This is a genomic window from Pseudomonas sp. DY-1, from assembly GCF_003626975.1.
Classification (GTDB): Bacteria; Pseudomonadota; Gammaproteobacteria; order Pseudomonadales; family Pseudomonadaceae; genus Metapseudomonas.
Map to the genome: position 1 here is coordinate 4775087 of NZ_CP032616.1, position 18895 is coordinate 4793981.

Genomic DNA, 18895 nt, shown 5'->3' on the forward strand with positions numbered 1-18895 from the left:
GCGCCTTTTCATGCGCTGAGTGAGGTGCGCCTTGCGCGAAATAGTCCTGATCAACATCACTGGCGAGGACCGCCCCGGCCTGACCGCGGCCATTACCGGTGCTCTGGCCCAGGGCGGCGTGAATATCCTGGATATCGGCCAGGCGGTGATCCACGACACCCTGTCGTTCGGAATCCTGGTGGAGATTCCGGACAATGCCGGAGCCTCCGCCGTGCTCAAGGATGTACTGTTCACCGCCTACAAGCTGGACCAGCAGGTGCGTTTCACTCCGGTGCCCGAGGCGGATTACCAGCAGTGGGTCGATGGCCAGGGCAAGAGCCGCTACATCGTCACCTTGTTGACCCGCAAGGTAACCGCCGAGCAGCTGCAGCGGGTGAGCTCGATAACTGCCAAGTACGGGCTCAACATCGACCATATCGACCGTCTGTCGGGTCGTATGCCGCTGGATACACCGGCCGATAAGGGCAAGGGCTGCATCGAGTTCTCCGTACGCGGTGAACCGGCGGACCCGGTGGCCCTGCGCGCCGAGTTCCTCAGCGTGGCCCAGGAGCTGAATGTCGACATCGCTTTCCAGCGCGATTCGTTGTTCCGTCGCAACCGCCGCCTGGCAGTGTTCGACATGGATTCGACCCTGATCGAAGCCGAGGTGATCGACGAACTGGCCAAGGCTGCCGGTGTGGGTGATCAAGTGGCCGAGATCACCGAGCGTGCGATGCGTGGCGAACTGGACTTCCGCGCCAGCTTCAAGGAGCGCCTGGGGCTGCTCAAGGGGCTGTCCGAGGATGTACTGGAAGAAATCGGCGCTTCCCTGCGGTTGACCGAAGGGGCGGAAACCCTCTTCGCCGAGCTCAAGCGCCTGGGCTACAAGACTGCGATCCTCTCCGGCGGCTTCAGCTACTTCGCCAAGCAATTGCAAGCAAAGCTGGGCATCGACTACGTATTCGCCAACGAACTTCAGATCGTCGATGGCAAGCTGACCGGCGTGGCCATCGAGCCAATCGTCGACGCGCAGCGCAAGGCCGACCTGCTGCGTGAGCTGGCGCAGAAAGAGGGCCTGCGGCTGGAACAGACCATTGCCGTCGGCGATGGTGCCAACGACCTGCCGATGCTGGGGCTGGCGGGGCTGGGCGTGGCCTTCCGTGCCAAACCACTGGTCAAGCAGTCGGCCAAGCAGGCCATCTCCACCCTTGGCCTCGATGGCATCCTTTATCTGCTCGGCTTCCGCGACCGCGACGGCAAGGACTGACAGTCGAGCTGGAAATGAAAAAGCCGCCTTCGGGCGGCTTCTTCGTGACTGGCGCTTACTCGTCGCCGGATGAGAAGTCGTAGTCCATCGCCTGGCTGGGGCCCTGCAAGTAATAGCCCTGGATGTAGTTGACGCCGGCCTGCCAGAGGGTCGCCAGCACACTGGCGGTTTCGACGAAGGGCACGATGGTCAGCTTGGCCTGGGCGTGCAGGCTGGCCAGCAGGGTCTTGAGGACTTCCTGGTTCTCCGCGCGGCTGAGGTCCTGGGTAAAGGAACCGTCCACCTTCACGAAGTCGATGGCGAGGTGCTTGAGAGTATTGAACGGGTTGAGGGCGCAGCCGAACTGACTGAGTGCTACCTGGCAGTGCAGTTCGGCGAGTCCCTGCGTCAGCGCCTTGGCTTGTTTGAGGTAGGCAATGGCGTCCGGTTCGCTGAACTGGAAAATCAGGGCGTCGGACGGCAGCCGCGCGGCCTTCAGCGCCACGCTGAGCCACGGCAGAAGGGTCTGGTCCTGCAGGCTGGCGCCTGACAGGTGGACGAAGAGCCGAGTGTTGTGGCCCTTGGTGCGGTGTTCGGCAAGCAGCTTGATGGAGTTGAGGATCACCCAGCGGTCGATCTTCTCGGCGAGACCAGCGTCCTTGGCAGCGTCGAGGAAGTCGGCCGGCGGTACTTCCTCACCTTGCGGGCTGAGCAGGCGCAGCAGCACTTCGTAGTGTTCGAAGCTGTCGCCGCGCAGGCTGATGATCGGCTGGAACAGTAGACGGAAGCTGTTGTTCTCCAGAGCCTGCTGGACCATTGCCACCAGGCTGCCCCGGTTGGCCGCCGCAGCGAGTTCATCGGCCGGGTTGTAGAGCTTGAGGCCGTTCTCGTCGCCCATCTCGTCGGCGCAGCGATGGGCGCGATCCACCACGTCCTGGGCTCTGGGCGTGGTTTCGCTTAGACCGGCAACGCCAATGCACAGGCTGAGCTGCACGGTTCGGCTGCTGACGTCGAACAGGTGGATGTCGATCTTCTTCAGCAAGCCCTGCAGCCCTTCGACGGCCTGTTCGGGCGTGATCCCGTGTTGCAGGACACTGAAAACGTCGTCGCCGTAGCGGGCGAGCTGTGCATCGCCGGCGAAGTGGGCACGTAGCAGGTTGGCGAGGTCAGTGAGCAGCAGGTCGACTCCGGCGATGCCGATTTCAGCCAGCAGGCTGGAATAACGAGCAACTCGGATGTACGCGAGACTCGATGGCTGACTGGTCTTGACGGCCCGCTCGGCGGCGATATCGAGCATCTCATTGAAGTGCGAGCGGTTGAACAGACCGGTGACCAGGTCCTGGCTACTGATCTCACGAAGCTTCTCTTCCAGTTCGCTGCTGTCGGTTTCAGCGCGGATCACCACCTGGATACAGGGCTCGCCATCGTAGGTGGCGGGAGAGAAGTTCATGCGTGCCTGGAAGCTCTGCCCATCGACCTTGCAGCCGTTGCAGGTGAGCTCTCCGCTGCCTTCGCCTTCGCGGTAGTTCTTCAGGAAGTCCTTGAATCCTGCCTGGTCAGCGCCGGCGATCAGATCGATCATCGGCATGCCTTCAAGTTCGTCACCGTCGTCGTAGCCGAACATCTCCACGTAGGCGCGGTTGGCATAGATGTGCATGCCGTCGTGCACGTAGGCAATGGCGTCGACCGAACTGTCCAGCAGCAACTGGCAGCGTTTCTCCGCTTCGCGCAGGCTGACTTCGGCGGCTCGACGAGCGCGGCGTTGTTCGAGGTTAGCCAGCTCGCGGTTGGCCACCAGCACCAGCCGCTCATCCTCGCCCTGGGGCAGGGCATCCTGGGCGCCCAGGGCCAGTGCTTCGGTTATGAGGTCGGAGTCGTTGTCCTGCACCAGCTGGATGAAGGGGATGTCCTTGGACTGGCGTCGAATGCTGCCGAGGGCTTCGCCGGGGCTCAGGTGTTCGCTACTTGGCGCGGCTATCAGGAGGTCCCAACTCTGCTGCAGGACCTCATTGAGATCGTCGGCGGAAAGGATGCGATGGACGCGAGTCGCGCGACCGGAGTTGCGGAACAGGCTGACCAGGCGCTCGGCTTCGTTCTGCGAGTCTTCCAGGATCAGCAGACGGATCGTTTTCTTTTCGATGGCCATGGCCTGTGCTTAGCGCCGAACGAGCGCGAATAGGCGACGAATGGTGGTGAGCCGGGAATCTACAGTGACTTCCATAGTGAGTCAAAATCTTCCTCGCCACCCTGTGGCTGGCTTCCCGAACCTGCGGCCGGTTTCCCTTGTGGAGGTGTTGGCTGCTCGAAAGTCCGGTACTCGAATTGGTTGAAACTGCCCGTGCTGGTGAGGCGCCGAGTCAGGATGGCACGGTGCTCATTGCCATGCAGATTGATTTGCACCTTGTTGCCTTCCTGGAAGGGTAGCCGCGGGGTGATCAGTGTGGCGGGACGGGAAATGGCACCGATGGCTGGGAGCAGCAAGGCTCGCAGGTAGTGGCTGTTCTGCTCGCCCTTACGCAGCAGCAGTACGCCACAGGATTGCGCCTGAGGTGCCGCCAGTTCGATGCCCATCTGCGTACCGCCACCGCGTACCTGGCGAATCCAGCGCACGACGGCAATGCTCCAGCCCTGGCCAGGCGCGTCCTGAACGCCAAGCAGCTCGCCGGCCTGCAGCTGGCTGGGTACTTCCTTTGGCCAGCTCAGGCAGTAGCCGCCCGGGCTGTGGTTGACCACGGCGACATTGAATGTTGGATAGCTTTCCGGCGCGGCACTGGCCTGGGGCGCTGGGGTGCCGCTCTCGGTAGCAGGCTTGGTGTACTCGATTTCTTCCAGTGACATGCCCGGCTGCCAGCCCTGGGTAGGCTGCGCATCGAAGGCGTTGGCCCAGACATCTTTCGCGATGGCGTTGCCGGCATCGCCGAACACCGGTTGGCTGATTTCCTGGGTGAGCTTGAGCACTTCGTTGAAGGGGCGGCTACCCGCGAGGAAGAAGTGCAGGGCGCTCATGCCGATGCACAGGGTCAGGCTGCCCTGGCCGGGATTGCGCTGGAAGGTTCTTTCGGAAATGTCGCCCCAGGCCGAACTCACATGCTGCAGGAGGTCGAGGGTCAAGCCTTCGGCCATCGGCAGGCGCGACTGGCCGCGCTGCTCGATCGGCAACTGCAGGTATTCCTTGATGGTGTCCACCAGCGGCAGTGGGTCGAGGCCCAGCAGGATACGCGGCTCGACTTCCTGGAAAAGCGACTTGTAACGAGGTGGGCCGTCGAGCTGTGGCGCCACGGCGAAGAGGCTGGAGGGCAGTTCTGCCGACTGCAGTCGTATCAGGGAACTCCAGGGTTCGAGGATTTCCGCCAAGCGTGCAATACCGTTCTGGCGCATCTGGTTACAGCGGGCGCAGCCCAGAAGCAGCGCCACCAGGTAGGTCTGCTCGACGCTCAGGCCCTCAGTGTGGCGGGCGAGCGGGTCGCGCACGGTCACGCGATGGAGCTGACGGCTTTGAGCCAGCTGGTAGAGCTGGTGCAGTTCCAGCCAGAGGCCTTCGGGGACCGGGCAATAGAGTTGGCTGGAGCGGATCAGGGGCCCGTTGAGGCTGTGCGCTGCGCGTTGCAGGGCGATGGCAAGGAGCTGGGCGCGGTCGCGGTCGCGGGTCGGGCGTGGCGACTCCTGCACGATGATCAGTTTGTAACCGATCGCCAAATGGTTCTGCAGGGCCTGGCAGAGGTTGGCAACCTTGCGCGGACGTTCATCCAGAACGATGGATTGGCCAAGGAAGTGCCGTTCCAGGTGCTGGCAGACGAAATGCACCTCAGGGCGCATCAGTTCCAGCAGTTGCAGGCGGTTCTCAGTCGGAGTGACCAGTTGGTTGAGTTCCACCAGGGCCTGGTAAAGCTGGCGAGCGGTTTCGCCGAGGTTGGCCTTGGGTAGGTGGGAGATCCAGCGTTTCAGCTCACGAGGGGTGGCATCGCAGAAGGACAGGCTCTGTTTGCTAGGCGCTGGTACGCGCAACAGCAGGTGAGGGCTCTGGTGCTCCATCCGGATCGGTTTCTCCGAATTCTCGTACTGGGGATGAGGTTGAATCTCAGCACTCTATCAGCATCTTTACCCGGTCGCAGCCTATCTATGGCAGGGGTGTAGAGGCGTTGGCAGATTCCTGCGGAAGTGTGCCGCTTTCTTGATCCGACCCCGACCGAACACAGCGGTTCGGCCGGGATGAGTACCAGGTCAGGCGCTCTTCGGCGTTGCCAGCAACTGACCCATGCGTACCTGGCTGCCGGGCCAGGCGCTCTCGGCCCAGCGCACCTGGTCCGGACCGAACAGGACGATGGCGGTGGAGCCCAGCTTGAAGCGACCGACTTCGTCACCCTTCTCCAGCGTGATGGGTGCGCGTGTGGCTTCGTCGTAGCTGAAAGTTTTCAGTTCGCGCTTGGGCGGCGTGACCAGACCGGCCCAGGTGGTCTCGATCGAGGCGACGATCATCGCTCCCACCAGCACCACGGCCATGGGGCCGCGCTCAGTGTCGAAGATGCACACGACACGCTCGTTGCGGGCGAACAGTTCGGGCACGTTTTCGGCGGTGCTCTGGTTCACCGAGAACAGGCGGCCAGGCACATAGACCATTTCTCGCAGGGTTCCGCCCAGCGGCGCATGCACACGGTGGTAGTCCTTGGGCGACAGGTACACGGTGGCGAATTCGCCTCCCATGAAGGGTGCTGCGCGATCAGCGTCGCCGCCCAGCAGTTCGAGCACGCTGAAACTGTGGCCTTTTGCCTGGAAGCAGCGGCCGTGCTCGATCGGGCCGATCTGGCTGATGGCGCCGTCGGCCGGGCAGAGGATGGCGCCGGGGCTCTCGTCCAGCGGCCGGGCGCCAGGCTTCAGCGCGCGGGTAAAGAAGTCGTTGAAGTGCTGGTAGGCGGTGAGGTCCTCGACCAGCGCTTCGCCCATGTTCACCTGGTAGCGCTTGGCGAACCAGGCAGTGAAGGCGTTCTTGAACCAGGGCGCGCGGCACTCGGCGATGCAGCCTGCCAGGCGCGAAATCAGGTGATGCGGCAGCAGGTACTGACTGATGATGAAGAGGCGTTCTTTCATTGGTTTTCCTTGATGGGGAGCTTTATAGCTCGACCGGGGTGTCCGGATGGTTGCCCCATTCGGACCACGAGCCGGCATAGCCTTTCACGCGCGGGTAGCCCAGGGCCTTGGCGACCAGATAGGTGAAGCCCGAGCGGTGGTGCGTCTGGCAGTGAGTGATGATTTCCTTGTCCGGGGTGATGCCCAGGGACTGGAGGATCTCGGCCATGTCGGTGCGAATGCGCATGGCGCGAGCAGGGTCCATGCCGGCGGTCCACTCGAAGTTGACCGCGCCGGGGATATGCCCGCCCTTGGCGGCGAGCACCTTGGTGCCGTTGTACTCGCTGGGACCACGAGCGTCCCAGATTGCCAGGTCGGCGGCGCCAAGTCGGCCTTGCAGGTATTCCCGGGTGGCGGTGGGCGCGTCATGCAGGGTCAGGGCGATCGGGCCGCCAGCTGCTGCAGGAACGGTGTCCGATGTTTCACGGCTCTCGGCCAGCCAGGCATGCAGGCCGCCATCCAGGTAGTGGTAGCGGTGGTGGCCGATGACATCCAGCAGCCAGATGAAGCGGCCGGCCCAGCCGCCGCCCTCGTCGTCGTAGACCACGTAGGTGGCATCGGCGCGGTGGCCCAGTTCGCCGAACAGTGCTTCGAGGTCAGCCTTGGCCGGCAGCAGGCCAGGCGCGGGTGGTTGGCCCAGCTGGGTGCGTTTCGGGTCAACGAAACGGGCGCCCGGGATATGGCCTGCGGCATAACGGGCTGCGCTGGTGAGGTCGACCAGGATCAACTCGCCAGCATTCAGCAGGGGAGCCAGTTCGGCGGGCTCGATCACCAGCGGCAGGTTGGAGAAGGCGGACATGTAAGCCTCCATGAATGGACAAAGTGGCAGATTGTATAGGAAAGCCTAGCGGCCGCGGCTGGCGAAGCTGGCGAGGGCGCGCTCGATGCACTGGGCGGTCTTGGCGAAGGCGCGCAGGCTGAGCTCGGCGAAGGGGGCTCCGTTCTGGTCAGCCACCACCAGCATGGCCACCCGGCCGTTCACCGCGATGGAGCGCAACAGCAGATGGTGCCCCGGAAACAGGCTTTTCAGCTGGCCGGGCAGAAGTGCGGAGAATTGCGCCATGTTGTCAGGCCCCAGGCGCAGCTGACCGGGTTGCGCGAGCAAGCGCCGCAGCAACTGGCTCTGGCCGGGGTCCAGCTGTAAGCCGTTGGCCTCTTTTGGCAGTCCCGCTTGCTGCTGGGCAAGTAGACGGCTGTGGTTACGGTCAGCCAACAGCAGCAAGACACGGCGCATGCCGCTGCTTTCCAAGGCGTCCCGGGCGCATGCGGAGAGTTGCACGACATTGGTGAAGGGGCTGGGCTCGCGAAGCAGTTCACCGCAGTACTGGCGCCAGTCTTTCAGGGCCGCGCTGGTGGGGGTTGGTACGGCGGCGGGTTCGCGTCTCAGTCGATGCTCGTTCCAGGGCCAGAGCAGCGCTTCGGCGGGGTGCCAGAGATCGGTGCGTGCATGCAGGCGTCCGCTCTGCGCTGAGTGTTGGTGGACCTGCTGTTGCAGTTCGTCGAGGGGCATCTTCATGAATAGGCCGGTGAGACGCTGCCAGCGCAGGCTGTGCCCGTCGCCCCAGCCAGCATGGGCGGAAATCGCCAGGCCGTTGGCCAGCAGCACGGAGTTGCCCGGCTGGGTCAGCCAACGAGCCAGGGCGGGATTGCCGTCCAGCTGTTGCTGCTGGTGCAGTGGGTGCTCGTTGTCGCGGGCGATGTGCAAGGCCTGAACCAGCAAGCGGCGATCGTCGCTCAGCAGGCGATAGCCCTGGACGATCCAGTCGGGCAGTCTCCAGTGCGTGGCCAGGCCATGGCAGAGGCGGAGCAGTGGCACGCCGAGCAGTTCGCGCTCGACTTTGATGGCCGGCTCGCCTTCGCCCAGCACGCGTCTTTCCCAGATGTCGAAGAGCTCAGGGTGGCTGGCCAGCAACGGCCACAGGGGAGAAAGGAACAGCAGGCTGCACCAGTGGATTTCCTGCCAGAGACGGGCCAGGCGGGCGGCGAACAGGCCGTTCGCCTGCTGGGCGGCATGCTGGCTGATCAGTTGCAGCTGACGCAGACCGTGGGGAATTTCATCCTCAGGTACAGCTGGCAAGCGATTGAGCAGCACTTCCGCACGCTTCAGGCCGAGGCGGCTCAGGGCCACTTCCAGGCTTTCCGCAGGGCTGCTCAGCATACTGCCGCTGGCGTTGGCCTCGCGCAGCAGGCTGAGGGCCAGGGCGGGGCTGTCCTGGGTGAGGTCGGAGATGTCGCGCAGGGAGCGGCGGTTGTCCCCCAGGGCCCGGCGAACTTTCTCATGGGCGGCAGCGGGAACGGGCAGGCGCACCCCGTCGAGGTGCTTGATCCAGCCTTCGAGGCTGCGTGGCATGGGCTTTGCGGTTGACATAGGGGGCCGCCAATCTGGCTTTTCGCCTGAACAGGCTATAGTCTGGCGCATATTTTCCGATAATTAGAAGGGTCTCTTTTCATAACCCTTTCTACTGACTCTTCAAGCTTCCTTCCTATGGCAAAAATCATCGGCATCATCGTCGTATTCGCCAGTGTGCTCGGTGGATACCTCCTGTCACACGGCAAACTCGCCGCACTGATCCAGCCTTTCGAGGTAATGATCATCGGCGGTGCTGCGTTGGGCGCCTTCCTGCAGGCCAACCCTGGCAGCACGACAATGATCGTGTTCAAGAAGTCGCTGAAGATGTTCGGCACGCGCTTCACTCACGGTTTCTACCTCGAGGTGCTGCGCCTGCTCTACGAAATCCTCAACAAGAGCCGTCGCGAGGGGATGATGGCCATCGAGGCCGATATCGAAGACGCGGCCGCCAGTCCGATCTTCAGCAAGTATCCCGGTATCCTCAAGGATGAGCGGATGACTGCCTACATCTGCGACTACCTGCGCATCATGTCCTCCGGCAACATGGCGCCTCATGAGCTGGAAGGCCTGTTCGACATGGAGCTGGCCAGTTTGAAGGAAGAGCTGGAACACCCGGCTCACGCGGTCAACCGCATTGCCGATGGCCTGCCGGGCTTCGGTATCGTAGCGGCGGTACTCGGCATCGTGGTGACCATGGCCATGCTGGGCGAGGCCGAGCAGGCAGCCCTTGGCCAGCACGTGGGCGCGGCGCTGGTAGGTACCTTCCTTGGTATTCTCGCGGCTTACGGCTTCTTCGGACCGCTGGCGGTGTCCCTGGAGCATGACGCTCGCGAGGAATTGAACGTGTTCGAGTCCATCAAGGCCTGCCTGGTCGCCTCGGCCTCCGGCATGCCGCCGTCCCTGGCGGTGGAATTCGGCCGCAAGACCTTGTTCCCGGCTCACCGCCCGAGCTTCAGCGAGCTGGAGCAGGCCGTACGTGGCAGCTGAAGGCTGAGTCATGGAGAACAATCAGCCGATCATCGTCAAGCGCGTCAAGCGCTACGCTGCCGGGCACCACGGCGGCGCATGGAAGATCGCCTTCGCCGACTTCGCCACCGCGATGATGGCCTTCTTCCTGGTGCTATGGCTGATGTCTTCGGCGACTCCGGAACAGAAGAAAGCCATTTCCGGCTACTTCAAGGACCCTATCGGCTTCTCAGAGAGCGCCAGCCCCTATGTCATCGACCTGGGCGGGACGCCGACGCCTGCACCTGATCGCACGCTCAATCCTGAACTGAAGGACGCTCCGGACTCTCAGGAGTCGGCGGTCGACTCCTCCGACAAGGCGCCCGTGGATGCCAGCAAAGTGGAGACCCTTGCCGATCAGATCGAGCGGGAGCGCCTGGAGTTGCTGCTGCAGGAGCTGCAGAACAAGGTCGAAGAGAACCCCGAGCTACGCAAGTTCAAGGACCAGATCCTCTTCGAGATCACCCAGGATGGTCTGCGTATCCAGATCATGGACGCCGCCAACCGGCCCATGTTCGACCTCGGCAGCGCGCGCCTGCAGCCTTATTTCGAAGACATCCTGCTGATCCTCGCCGAGACCATCAAGGCGGTACCGAACAAGATCAGCATCAGCGGCCATACCGACGCCAAGCCCTATGCGGGGGATGGCGAGTTCGGCAACTGGGAGCTTTCCGCCGGTCGCGCCAACGCCGCGCGACGGACCCTGATCGCTGGCGGCTATCCGGAAGAGCAGGTTGCGCGGGTGGTGGGCTATGCCTCGTCGGCGCTGTTCGACCGCAAGGACCCGTTCAACCCGGTCAACCGCCGCATCGACATCATCGTCCTGACCAAGAAGGCCCAGCGCGCCATCGAGGGTGAGCAGGGTGATGCTGCCAAGCCTGAAGAACCGCAGTCGCAGCCCCAGCCGCCAGCCAGCGGAAGCGTCGCGCCGGAGGCACCGGTGAATGATCCGGCAGTGCCCGCCCAACCGCGTGAGCTACGGGAAAAGCTGAACATCTTCGAAAATGGCGTGTTGAAGATGGACGAGCCCAAGGGGCAGTGACCCATCCATGAAGTAAAAAGGCCACGCAATGCGTGGCCTTTTTTGGGGGCGGATGTCTGCCGACTCAGTACTCGTCCCTGGGCAGGCCGGAGAGGATGTGCCGGTAACTGGCCATTCGCTGCGGATGCACGCGGCCATCTTCCAGGGCCTTCAGCAAGGCACAGCCGGGTTCCCGGTCGTGCTTGCAGTCGCGGAAGCGGCAGGTACCAAGCAGCTCGTTGAACTCGATGAAACCAGCCTCGACGTCGCCACGGCTGACATGTCCCAGGCCAAACTCGCGGACGCCGGGGGAGTCGATCAGCTCGCCTCCGCCCGGGAAGTGGAACAGGCGCGCGGTGGTGGTGGTGTGAGTACCCTTGCCTGTGAGTTCGGAGAGCGCGCCGACGCGGGTATCCACGCCCGGCAGCAGGCTGTTGACCAGTGACGACTTGCCTACGCCGGACTGGCCGACGAACACGCTGATGTGCCCATCGAGGCGGGTCATCAAGTCTTCCATGCCGCCGCCTTCGCGAGCCGACACCTCCAGTAGCGGGTAACCCAGTTGGCGATAGACCCCGAGCAGGTCGTCCAGCATGGCGCTGTTTTCATCGTCCACCAGGTCGGCCTTGTTCAGCAGCAGCAGTGGATGGATGCCCGCGTGCTCGGCGGCGATCAGGTAGCGGTCGATCAGGTTGGCGTGCGGATGCGGGAGCGGGGCGAAGACGATGACGATCTGGTCGACGTTGGCCGCCACCGGCTTCAGTACACCACGCATGTCCGGCCGGCAAAGTTCCGAGCGGCGCGGCAGCTGGGCGACGATCACGCCGCTGCCCTGGTTGCCGTGGCGCCAGACGACTCGGTCGCCGGTGACCAGCGTCGGCAGGTTGGCGCGCAGGTGGCAGCGCACCACTTCGCCGGCCTGCTCGCCTTCCAGTGCTTCGACCTCCACCTGGACGCCGAAGTGGGCGATCACCAGGCCTGTCTGCTCGGGGCCAAGGTCGCCACCCTCGAGTTCTTCGAGCGCGCGCGTCTCCCGCTTGGCTGCGCGAGCAGCGCGTTCCTCTTGAACTTTCTCGATGCGCCAGCTCTGCCGGCGGGTAAGTTGGCGTTTGGCCATGGTGGTTCCGCTTGGAAAAAACCGCGCGAGTTTAGCACGCGGCCCGTATCCGCAGGCTCTAAGCTAGAATGCGCGCTTCGCCTTGGAGACCGAATATGCAGAATGCCCTGAACCTGATCTGGATCGATCTGGAAATGACCGGCCTGAACCCTGATACGGACGTCATTATCGAGATGGCCACCATCGTGACTGATAGCGAGCTGAACGTGCTGGCCGAGGGCCCGACCATCGCGATCCATCAGAGCGATGAGATCCTTGCCGGCATGGATGAGTGGAATACCCGCCAGCATGGCCAGAGCGGCCTGACCCAGCGCGTGCGCGAGAGCCGTATCAGCATGGCGGAAGCCGAGGCGCAGACCCTGGCCTTCCTCGATCAGTGGGTGCCCAAGGGTAAATCGCCGATCTGCGGCAACAGCATCTGCCAGGATCGCCGCTTCCTCTATCGTCACATGCCGCAGCTGGAAGCCTACTTCCACTACCGCAACCTGGATGTTTCCACCGTCAAGGAACTGGCCGCGCGCTGGTCGCCAAAGGTGCGTGACGGGGTGAAGAAGAGCAGCAGTCACCTGGCGCTGGATGATATCCGCGACTCGATCGCGGAGCTTCAGCACTACCGCGAGCATTTCTTCAAGATCTGATTCAGGCCGCGCTTGCCTTATGTCGGGCAAGCGCCCACTCCACATGCTCTCGAACCAGTGCCGACGGATACTCGCGGCGCAGGTTCAGCGCCTCCAGCACCGGAATGCTCGAAGGGGCATTGCCCAATCCCACCGCCAAGTTGCGTAGCCAGCGCTCATAGCCGGCGCGGCGCAGTGGCGAACCTTCGGTGCGACTCAGGAACTCTTCCTCGCTCCAGCGGAACAGCTCTGCCAGTTCGGCGTTGTCCAGGCCATGGCGCGGTTGGAAATCGCCTTCGTCGGACGGGCGGGCGAAGCGGTTCCAGGGGCAGACCATCTGGCAATCGTCGCAGCCGAACACCCGATTGCCGATCAGCGGACGCAAGTCTTCAGGAATGCTGCCTTTGTATTCGATGGTCAGGTAAGAGATGCAGCGCCGCGCATCCAGCTGGTATGGGCCTGCGAACGCGGCGGTAGGGCAGATATCCAGGCAGGCTGAACAGCGGCCGCAATGCTCGCTGCCGTGCGGTTCGTCCACCGGAAGGGGCGCGTCGATGAACAGTTCGCCGAGGAAGAAATAGCTGCCGGCCTTGCGGTTGAGCACCAAGGTGTTCTTACCGATCCAGCCCAGGCCGGCCTGCTCGGCAATGGCCTTTTCAAGCACCGGTGCGCTATCGACGAAGGCGCGGTAACTGAGCGGGCCTATGGTCGTCTCGATGCGCTCGGCCAAGTGCTGAAGGCGCTTGCGGATCAGTTTGTGGTAATCACGCCCCAGGGCATAGCGCGACACATAAGCCTTTTCCGGCTGACCCAGCACCTTGGCCATGCGCGTGTCGCCGGGCAGGTAATCCATGCGCAGGGAAATCACGCGCAAGGTACCTGGCACCAGTTCGTCAGGATGCGAACGCATACTGCCGTGGGCGGCCATATAGTCCATCTCGCCGTGGTAGCCAGCGTCCAGCCACCGTCGCAGATGGTTTTCATGTTCGCCGAGTTCCACGCCAGTGATGCCCACCTGCTGGAAGCCCAGTTCTCGGCCCCATTCCTTGATGGATTGAGCGAGAGAGGCGAGATCTTGCGTGGAAAGGGTCATGCTGGGGCGGGAAACCGGTGTAGAGGTGGATATAATTCTGCCAGACCTCGCAGCCGTAACCGAATCCGATGCTCTCTTCTCGCGACGACCTGCCACTTTCACTCCATTGCGCCGCCCAGGTGCGCGATCTCGACGCTCGCCTGATCGAGGCTGGCACCCCGGGTTTCGAGCTGATGCAGCGTGCGGCCCATGCAACTTGGCGCGCCCTGCGCCGGCGCTGGCCGGGGGCGGGCGGCCTCAGCGTGCTGGCCGGGCGCGGCAATAACGCTGGCGATGGATACCTGGTAGCTGCCTTGGCTCTGCGCGCCGGCTGGCGGGTGAAGGTGCTGGCTGTAGGTGCTGCCGATGCGTTGGCTGGTGATGCCGCATTGGCGCGGGATGAAGCCATTGCCGCCGGTGTAGTCGTCCAGCCTTGGAGCGAATGCGCAGCGCTTGAAGGCGTCGTAGTCGACGCACTATTGGGTACTGGCCTTGCCGGCACTGTGCGCGAGCCCTACGCGCAGGCCATCCGCCTGCTCAACGCCAGTGGCCTCCCGGTGCTGGCTGTGGATATTCCATCCGGCCTCTGTGCTGATACTGGTCGTGTGCTGGGCGTCGCGGTACGCGCGGACCTGACCGTGACCTTTATCGGGCTCAAGCTCGGCCTTTTCACCGCCGATGCGCCGAATCAAGTGGGGGAGTTGGTGTTCGATGACTTGCAGGCCGAACCTGCTCTGGTCGCTGCAACACCTCGAGTCGCCGAGCGCATGGCGGCAGGCAGTCTCCAGCGCCTGGCTCCAAGGTCGCGCACTGCACACAAGGGGCAGCTTGGACATTTGTTGGTGGTGGGGGGTGATCGTGGCCTCGGTGGCGCAGCATTGCTCTCGGCGGAGAGTGCGCTGCGCAGTGGGGCCGGGCTGGTGTCGCTGGCAACCCGTCCTGAGCATGTTGCCGCGGCGTTGGCGCGGCGTCCGGAAGTGATGTGTGCCGGGGTTAGCTCGGCCAATCAGTTGCTGGCCCTGGCAGAAAAGGCCGATGTACTGGTAGTGGGGCCCGGGCTGGGGCAGGGCGCCTGGGGGCGCAGCCTGATCAGCGCCGTGGCTGGTCTGAATGTTCCTCAGGTCTGGGACGCCGATGCGCTCAACCTGCTAGCCAGTAATCAAACGCAATTGCCTGCAGATGGGGTGATCACGCCGCATCCGGGCGAGGCCGCACGCCTGCTGGGTATTACGACCGGCGAGGTGCAGGCTGATCGACCGCGCGCGGCCCTGGCGCTGGCGCAAAAGTACAAGGCCGTCGTCCTGCTCAAGGGCGCTGGCAGTCTTGTGGCGACCCCTGATGGTCGCCTCGCACTCTGTGATCGCGGCCATCCGGTGATGGCTGGGGCGGGGCTTGGCGATGTGCTCGCTGGGCTGACCGGCGCCCTGTTGGCCCAAGGTATGGACGGCTATGCCGCCACTTGTCTTGCTGTCTGGCTGCATGCCAATGCGGGCGAGAATCTGGCCCGGGCAGGCCGGGGGCTCGCTGCTAGTGATCTGATTCCAACCATTCGTCAGTTGCTCGAGGAGTTTGCACCGTGCCTGAAGTGATCCTTTATGCCGAGGGCGAGGAAGCCATGCTGGCCCTCGGTGCCCGTCTGGCGAACCTGACCGAAGGGCACGGCATTCTTTACCTGCATGGGGATCTGGGAGCGGGCAAGACCACGCTATCTCGCGGGCTCCTGCGGGGGTTGGGCCATGCCGGTGCGGTGAAAAGTCCCACTTTCACCCTGGTCGAACCATATGAAATAGGCGAAAAGCGGGCCTTCCATTTCGATCTATATCGCCTGGCGGACCCTGAAGAACTGGAGTTTCTGGGTATCCGCGACTACTTCGAAGGCGACGCCTTGTGCCTGATCGAGTGGCCCCAGCGGGGCGCCGGCATTTTGCCAAAGGCCGACCTGGACATTAACATTACGCCGCAAGCGGGCGGCCGTTCGCTGCGTTTTTCGCCACATACCGAGCGTGGCGAAGCATGGTGTGCCGCCCTGGCCTTGGGAGCATGAAAACAAAGATGGGGTGGGGTATGCGCTCGCGCGCACTGTTTGCCGGGATTGGGGTTCTGCTTGCGGCGTTCGCCGCTGATGTCCTGGCTGCCGCGGAGGTCCGCGGGGTGCGGCTTTGGCGCGCGCCTGACAATACCCGCCTGGTCTTCGATCTGTCCGGACCGGTGCAGCATTCCGTATTCACCCTGACGGCCCCCCACCGCATCGTCATTGATATCAATGGGGCTCAGCTGGCTACCAAACTGGAGCAGTTGTCCCTTAGCAATACGCCGATTACCAGCGTTCGCTCTGCCCAGCGCACCCCGACCGATCTGCGGGTGGTGATCGACGTATCGGCCGCTGTTACGCCGAAAAGCTTCTCCCTGGCACCCAACCAGCAGTACGGCAACCGCCTGGTGGTGGACCTGTTCGATCCGGAAGCCGCCGCCAACGAGGCCGTTTCACCTGAAGTGGCCACCGCGCCGAGCACGCCGCAACCGCCAGTGACGCCTACCCAGCCGGCACCCAGCAAATTGCCGCCGGTGCCCGGTGGCAAGCGCGACATCGTGGTCGCGATCGACGCCGGCCACGGCGGGGAAGACCCGGGTGCCCTCGGACCCAAGGGCCAGCACGAGAAGAACGTGACTCTGGCGATCGCCAAGGAGCTGCAGCGCCAGATCAGCCAGGAGAAAGGCTTCCGTGCCGAACTGGTGCGCACCGGCGACTACTTCATCCCGCTGCGTAAACGTACGGAGATCGCCCGCAAGAAAGGCGCTGACCTGTTCGTCTCCATCCATGCCGACGCCGCCCCCAGTCGCAGTGCCTTTGGCGCCTCGGTATTTGCCCTGTCGGACCGTGGCGCCACCTCGGAAACCGCGCGCTGGCTGGCCGATAACGAAAACCGCTCCGACCTGATCGGAGGCGTGGGCAGTGTCAGCCTCGACGACAAGGACCGCATGCTTGCCGGCGTTCTGCTGGACCTGTCGATGACGGCAACCATGTCTTCCAGCCTCAATGTCGGGCAGAAGGTGCTGTCCAACGTCGGCCAGGTCACTTCGCTGCACAAGCGTCGGGTGGAACAGGCGGGGTTCATGGTGCTGAAATCGCCAGACATTCCATCGATCCTCGTGGAAACTGGTTTCATCTCCAATCACAACGAATCCCAGAAGCTGGCATCGCCGAGCCACCAGCAGGCGCTTGCTCGCTCGATAAAGACCGGCGTGAAGCAGTTCTTCCAGCAGAATCCGCCGCCCGGTACCTACATCGCCTGGCTGCGTGATCAGGGCAAGATCGCCATCGGCCCGCGCGAGCATGTCGTCACCTCCGGCGAGAGCCTGGCGCTGATTGCGCAACGTTACGAGGTGAGCATGGCCGCCCTGCGCAAGGCCAACTCGCTGTCCAGCGACAACATCAAGGTCGGTCAGACCCTGAACATCCCTGCCGCGACTCTGGCGGCACAGCCATGAGTGATCTGCCGCGCATCCAGCTGCTGAGCCCGCGGCTGGCGAACCAGATCGCCGCCGGCGAGGTAGTCGAGCGTCCCGCTTCCGTCATCAAGGAACTTCTGGAGAACAGTCTGGATGCTGGCGCCCGGCGTATCGATGTCGAGGTGGAACAGGGCGGGATCAAGCTGCTGCGGGTGCGTGATGATGGTGGTGGCATTCCAGCGGACGACCTGCCCCTGGCGTTGGCGCGCCACGCCACCAGCAAGATTCGCGACCTGGAGGACCTGGAGCGGGTGATGAGCCTGGGGTTCCGTGGCGAAGCACTGGCTTCGATCAGTTCCGTTGCACGGCTGACCATGACATCGCGTACCGCCGATGCCGACCAGGCCTGGCAGGTAGAAACCGAGGGGCGCGACATGGAGGCCCGGGTCCAGCCTGCTGCGCATCCGGTGGGTACCTCGGTGGAAGTTCGCGACCTGTTCTTCAATACCCCGGCGCGGCGCAAGTTCCTGCGTGCCGAGAAAACAGAGTTCGACCACCTGCAGGAAGTCATCAAGCGCCTGGCTCTGGCTCGCTTCGATGTGGCTTTCCATTTGCGGCACAACGGCAAGACCATCTTCGCTCTCCACGAGGCGCGCGACGCCGTCGCTCGCGCCCGCCGGGTCGCAACGGTCTGCGGTCCTGCCTTTCTGGAGCAGGCGCTGCCCATCGAGATCGAGCGCAACGGCCTGCATCTCTGGGGTTGGGTAGGCCTGCCCACCTTCTCCCGCAGTCAGGCCGATCTGCAGTACTTCTATGTGAATGGCCGTATGGTGCGCGACAAGCTGGTGGCCCACGCGGTACGCCAGGCGTACCGGGACGTCCTCTACAACGGCCGGCATCCGACCTTCGTGCTGTTCTTCGAAGTCGATCCGGCCGTGGTCGATGTCAATGTGCACCCGACCAAGCACGAAGTGCGCTTCCGTGACGGCCGAATGGTCCATGACTTCCTCTACGGCACCTTGCACCGTGCTCTGGGCGAAGTGCGTCCGGAAGACCAGCTTGCGGCACCAGCCGCCACCGACGCAGTAGTGCGTCCGAGTGGTCTTGCAGCGGGCGAGTTCGGTCCGCAGGGCGAGATGAGCCTGGCGGCCAACGTGCTGGAGCGGCCGTCAGCCGAACCGGTCTGGAGCCCGCCCTCCGGTGGCTACCAGGCACCGCGTCCTCAGCCATCCATGCCGATTGCAGAGGCCCAGGGTGCCTACCGTGAGTTCTTCGCACCTCTGTCGACGGTTTCCACACCAGCTGCGCTGCCCGAAACCCAAGGTGATGTTCCGCCTCTGGGCTATGCCCTGGCGCAGCTCAAGGGCATATACATCCTTGCGGAGAACGCCCAGGGGTTGGTCCTGGTGGATATGCATGCGGCCCATGAGCGCATTACCTATGAGCGCCTGAAGGTGGCCATGGCCAGTGAAGGGCTCAAGGGGCAGCCGCTATTGGTGCCGGAATCCGTTGCGGTCAGCCAACGTGAGGCGGACTGCGCCGAAGAGCATGGCGAGTGGTTCCGTCGTCTTGGCTTCGAGCTGCAGCGTCTTGGTCCGGAAACCTTGGCCATCCGCCAAATACCGGCCCTGCTGAAGCAGGCAGAAGCCTCCCAACTGGTGCGAGATGTGCTCTCCGATCTGCTCGAGTACGGTACGAGCGACCGCATTCAGGCGCACCTTAACGAGCTGCTGGGCACCATGGCGTGCCACGGAGCTGTACGCGCGAATCGTCGCCTGACTCAGCCGGAAATGAATGCCTTGCTGCGCGATATGGAGCACACGGAGCGCAGCGGCCAGTGCAACCATGGGCGTCCGACCTGGACGCAATTGGGTATGGATGATCTGGACAAGCTGTTCCTTCGTGGTCGTTGAG

Annotated in this window: 15 protein-coding genes; 8 read left to right on the top strand and 7 right to left on the bottom strand. The window is 63.5% G+C overall.

What is annotated here, in order from left to right; genetic code table 11:
- The first annotated feature begins 31 nt into the window (after positions 1-31).
- On the top strand, positions 32-1246 hold the full coding sequence (gene serB / locus D6Z43_RS22430) for a phosphoserine phosphatase SerB (protein WP_120654226.1): 1215 nt from the start codon (positions 32-34) through the stop codon (positions 1244-1246).
- A gap of 55 nt (positions 1247-1301) precedes the next feature.
- On the opposite strand, the gene D6Z43_RS22435 is transcribed toward serB, so the two are convergent.
- The 5 genes from D6Z43_RS22435 to D6Z43_RS22455 form a co-directional block, all read right to left on the bottom strand.
- Positions 1302-3371 carry an EAL domain-containing protein gene (locus D6Z43_RS22435; RefSeq protein ID WP_120654227.1) on the bottom strand — a complete coding sequence of 690 codons (2070 nt, stop codon included), beginning with the start codon at positions 3369-3371 and terminating at the stop codon, positions 1302-1304.
- A 59-nt stretch (positions 3372-3430) separates the two neighbouring features.
- Positions 3431-5257 carry a molecular chaperone gene (locus D6Z43_RS22440; RefSeq protein WP_120654228.1) on the bottom strand — a complete coding sequence of 609 codons (1827 nt, stop codon included), beginning with the start codon at positions 5255-5257 and terminating at the stop codon, positions 3431-3433.
- Between the two features lie 189 nt (positions 5258-5446).
- The gene (asd, locus tag D6Z43_RS22445; RefSeq protein ID WP_120654229.1) at positions 5447-6310 is read right to left on the bottom strand and encodes an archaetidylserine decarboxylase; all 864 of its coding nucleotides are present in this window, start codon (positions 6308-6310) and stop codon (positions 5447-5449) included.
- Between the two features lie 22 nt (positions 6311-6332).
- A complete protein-coding gene (gene rhdA / locus D6Z43_RS22450) occupies positions 6333-7148 on the bottom strand; it encodes a thiosulfate sulfurtransferase (protein ID WP_120654230.1) in 816 nt (271 codons plus the stop codon).
- Between the two features lie 45 nt (positions 7149-7193).
- Positions 7194-8717 carry an HDOD domain-containing protein gene (locus D6Z43_RS22455; protein WP_120654231.1) on the bottom strand — a complete coding sequence of 508 codons (1524 nt, stop codon included), beginning with the start codon at positions 8715-8717 and terminating at the stop codon, positions 7194-7196.
- Between the two features lie 117 nt (positions 8718-8834).
- On the opposite strand from D6Z43_RS22455, the gene motA reads away from it, so the two are divergent.
- Together motA and motB are read left to right on the top strand one after the other, a co-directional pair.
- Entirely contained in the window at positions 8835-9686 is an 852-nt protein-coding gene (gene motA, locus D6Z43_RS22460; RefSeq protein WP_120654232.1) for a flagellar motor stator protein MotA, read from the top strand.
- 10 nt (positions 9687-9696) lie between these two features.
- Positions 9697-10746: a flagellar motor protein MotB gene (gene motB, locus D6Z43_RS22465; protein WP_120654233.1), complete on the top strand. Its 1050-nt coding sequence runs from the start codon at positions 9697-9699 to the stop codon at positions 10744-10746.
- Positions 10747-10810: 64 nt separating this feature from the next.
- On the opposite strand, the gene rsgA is transcribed toward motB, so the two are convergent.
- Positions 10811-11842 (bottom strand): small ribosomal subunit biogenesis GTPase RsgA, encoded by a 1032-nt coding sequence (gene rsgA, locus D6Z43_RS22470; protein ID WP_120654234.1) that lies wholly within the window; start codon positions 11840-11842, stop codon positions 10811-10813.
- Between the two features lie 95 nt (positions 11843-11937).
- On the opposite strand from rsgA, the gene orn reads away from it, so the two are divergent.
- Positions 11938-12480 (top strand): oligoribonuclease, encoded by a 543-nt coding sequence (gene orn, locus D6Z43_RS22475; protein ID WP_120654235.1) that lies wholly within the window; start codon positions 11938-11940, stop codon positions 12478-12480.
- Position 12481: 1 nt separating this feature from the next.
- Here the strand turns inward: orn and queG are convergent, their stop codons facing one another.
- The gene (queG, locus tag D6Z43_RS22480) at positions 12482-13552 is read right to left on the bottom strand and encodes a tRNA epoxyqueuosine(34) reductase QueG (protein ID WP_120654236.1); all 1071 of its coding nucleotides are present in this window, start codon (positions 13550-13552) and stop codon (positions 12482-12484) included.
- A gap of 68 nt (positions 13553-13620) precedes the next feature.
- Between queG and D6Z43_RS22485 the strand changes: the two genes are divergently transcribed.
- The 4 genes from D6Z43_RS22485 to mutL are packed head-to-tail and all read left to right on the top strand — an operon-like array spanning position 13621 to position 18894.
- Positions 13621-15120: an NAD(P)H-hydrate dehydratase gene (locus D6Z43_RS22485; protein WP_120654237.1), complete on the top strand. Its 1500-nt coding sequence runs from the start codon at positions 13621-13623 to the stop codon at positions 15118-15120.
- The gene (gene tsaE / locus D6Z43_RS22490) at positions 15108-15575 is read left to right on the top strand and encodes a tRNA (adenosine(37)-N6)-threonylcarbamoyltransferase complex ATPase subunit type 1 TsaE (RefSeq protein ID WP_120654238.1); all 468 of its coding nucleotides are present in this window, start codon (positions 15108-15110) and stop codon (positions 15573-15575) included. Before D6Z43_RS22485 ends, tsaE begins: the two co-directional genes overlap by 13 nt.
- A gap of 8 nt (positions 15576-15583) precedes the next feature.
- Entirely contained in the window at positions 15584-17020 is a 1437-nt protein-coding gene (locus D6Z43_RS22495; RefSeq protein ID WP_120654239.1) for an N-acetylmuramoyl-L-alanine amidase, read from the top strand.
- Complete coding sequence (gene mutL, locus D6Z43_RS22500; protein ID WP_120654240.1) at positions 17017-18894, top strand: DNA mismatch repair endonuclease MutL; 1878 nt, start codon at positions 17017-17019, stop codon at positions 18892-18894. The genes D6Z43_RS22495 and mutL overlap by 4 nt, the downstream gene beginning before the upstream one ends.
- Position 18895 lies beyond the last annotated feature (1 nt).

Bases quoted from the DNA above. Each gene is read 5' to 3' on its own strand.
- mutL (WP_120654240.1), top strand. From the start codon at position 17,017: ATGAGTGATCTGCCGCGCATCCAGCTGCTGAGCCCGCGGCTGGCGAAC.
- D6Z43_RS22455 (WP_120654231.1), bottom strand. From the start codon at position 8,717: ATGTCAACCGCAAAGCCCATGCCACGCAGCCTCGAAGGCTGGATCAAG.
- asd (WP_120654229.1), bottom strand. From the start codon at position 6,310: ATGAAAGAACGCCTCTTCATCATCAGTCAGTACCTGCTGCCGCATCAC.
- rhdA (WP_120654230.1), bottom strand. From the start codon at position 7,148: ATGTCCGCCTTCTCCAACCTGCCGCTGGTGATCGAGCCCGCCGAACTG.
- D6Z43_RS22495 (WP_120654239.1), top strand. From the start codon at position 15,584: ATGGGGTGGGGTATGCGCTCGCGCGCACTGTTTGCCGGGATTGGGGTT.
- D6Z43_RS22435 (WP_120654227.1), bottom strand. From the start codon at position 3,371: ATGGCCATCGAAAAGAAAACGATCCGTCTGCTGATCCTGGAAGACTCG.
- motA (WP_120654232.1), top strand. From the start codon at position 8,835: ATGGCAAAAATCATCGGCATCATCGTCGTATTCGCCAGTGTGCTCGGT.
- rsgA (WP_120654234.1), bottom strand. From the start codon at position 11,842: ATGGCCAAACGCCAACTTACCCGCCGGCAGAGCTGGCGCATCGAGAAA.
- D6Z43_RS22485 (WP_120654237.1), top strand. From the start codon at position 13,621: ATGCTCTCTTCTCGCGACGACCTGCCACTTTCACTCCATTGCGCCGCC.
- motB (WP_120654233.1), top strand. From the start codon at position 9,697: ATGGAGAACAATCAGCCGATCATCGTCAAGCGCGTCAAGCGCTACGCT.
- D6Z43_RS22440 (WP_120654228.1), bottom strand. From the start codon at position 5,257: ATGGAGCACCAGAGCCCTCACCTGCTGTTGCGCGTACCAGCGCCTAGC.
- orn (WP_120654235.1), top strand. From the start codon at position 11,938: ATGCAGAATGCCCTGAACCTGATCTGGATCGATCTGGAAATGACCGGC.
- queG (WP_120654236.1), bottom strand. From the start codon at position 13,552: ATGACCCTTTCCACGCAAGATCTCGCCTCTCTCGCTCAATCCATCAAG.